Raw genomic sequence first — 1,457 nt, forward strand, 5'->3', positions numbered from 1 at the left:
CTGGATAGCAGAGAAGTGAACGAACACGTCTTTGCTGCCGTCAGCAGGAGTAATAAAACCAAAACCTTTAGACTCGTTGAACCACTTAACCTGACCTTTAATCTTTGCCATTTTTGCAAATTCCTTAGAGTGTTTATATTGCCCGCAGGCAGTCTTACAGAGAAACCAGAGACATTACTGAATGAGGCACTAATTTAAGGTTCGGCAAGGAAGCGGTATTCAACGTCAACGTCTTTACTCGTAACTTCTTTACTGAAGATGCCATACATAAACAGAACTGTACCTCGTTTGACCCACGATTCGTTATCACATATCCGCTAATTAATGGCAAGCCATTTTTAAACAGTGATCGACATGCCGCACATAATTGCCTGAAACCGGCAGCGAAAGGTGGATAACATTATTGACAGCAACGCCTCAGCGTGTGCAAAAAAAGTCTATGCGTCAGTATAGTTAGCGCCAGACTCGCGTTTCGTCAAGCGAAGCGCTAAACGCTGCTTTTTCACATTTAAACCGAATAAGTTTAGGCAAAAAATATTGCATTAATATGGCACAGATAAGCTATTTCACTGGCCGTTGTGCAATGAGCAACATAACTGCGCAGCGCTTAAATCTTGTACAATAAATTCCTGACAGTACAAGTTAATAATAGTTTTGCACCAAAATCAGGAAAATATAATCGCCGTTGCCCCAAATATAGGCAGACTGTACGCTGGCATTTATCTCATTTTTTTCTAAACACCCAACAATAAAATGTTAAAAAGCGCCGAAGCCGCTGGCATTTAACAAAAATGGCTTAGGATAAATCTTAATCGTAATTCATCAGGCTGCGGCTCTCGCCAATTCGCCATGGGGCAAAAGGCGCATCGACCTCGCCCGCCTGCTGCAAGGCTTGCGCCAGCTCCGTCGGCGGATCGTCAAGCGATTCGTCCGCCAGCTCAAATACGCCCCAGTGAATGGGAATCGCCAGCGGTCGCCCTATCTGCTGCCAGAGCTGTACCGCCTGATCCGGGTCCATGTGCTGGCCGCGCATGAACCATTTTGGTGCATAGGCACCTATCGGTAACGCAGCCAGATTAAACGGCCCCAGACGCTGCGCGATGGCTGAGAGATTATCGCTGTAGCCGCTATCGCCGGAGAACCAGAAATTGAGCTGCGCATTACGCACTACCCAGCCGCACCACAGCGACCGGTTGCGATCCCAGAAGGTACGCATGCTCCAGTGGCGCGCGGGAACCGCTGTGAAGCTGATGTCGTCAAGCTGCACCTGCTGCCACCAGTCCAGTTCGGTGACGGTGCGCACGCCACGCCGGCGACACCAGTCGGCCATCCCCAGCGGCACCAGAAAGTGCGCCGCAGGAAAGCGGCGGGCGATGCGTTTCACCGTAGGCCGATCAAGGTGGTCGTAATGGTTATGCGAGATCAGCACATAATCAAGATGCGGCAGCTGCGCCACC

1 protein-coding gene and 2 pseudogenes are annotated in these 1,457 nt (G+C 49.9%); all 3 read right to left on the reverse strand.

What is annotated here, in order from left to right; genetic code table 11:
- Positions 1–111, reverse strand: a pseudogene (cspE, locus tag ERD80_RS17915) (transcription antiterminator/RNA stability regulator CspE); the annotation flags it as partial.
- Positions 112–197: 86 nt separating this feature from the next.
- Positions 198–269 (reverse strand): annotated as a pseudogene (locus ERD80_RS17920) (DUF2627 domain-containing protein); the annotation flags it as partial.
- A 539-nt stretch (positions 270–808) separates the two neighbouring features.
- The coding region (locus ERD80_RS17925) for an MBL fold metallo-hydrolase (RefSeq protein ID WP_211145600.1) at positions 809–1,457 on the reverse strand (649 nt) is incomplete at its 5' end.

Origin of the sequence: Pantoea sp. R102, assembly GCF_004916815.1 — a bacterium.
Classification (GTDB): Bacteria; Pseudomonadota; Gammaproteobacteria; order Enterobacterales; family Enterobacteriaceae; genus Pantoea; species Pantoea dispersa.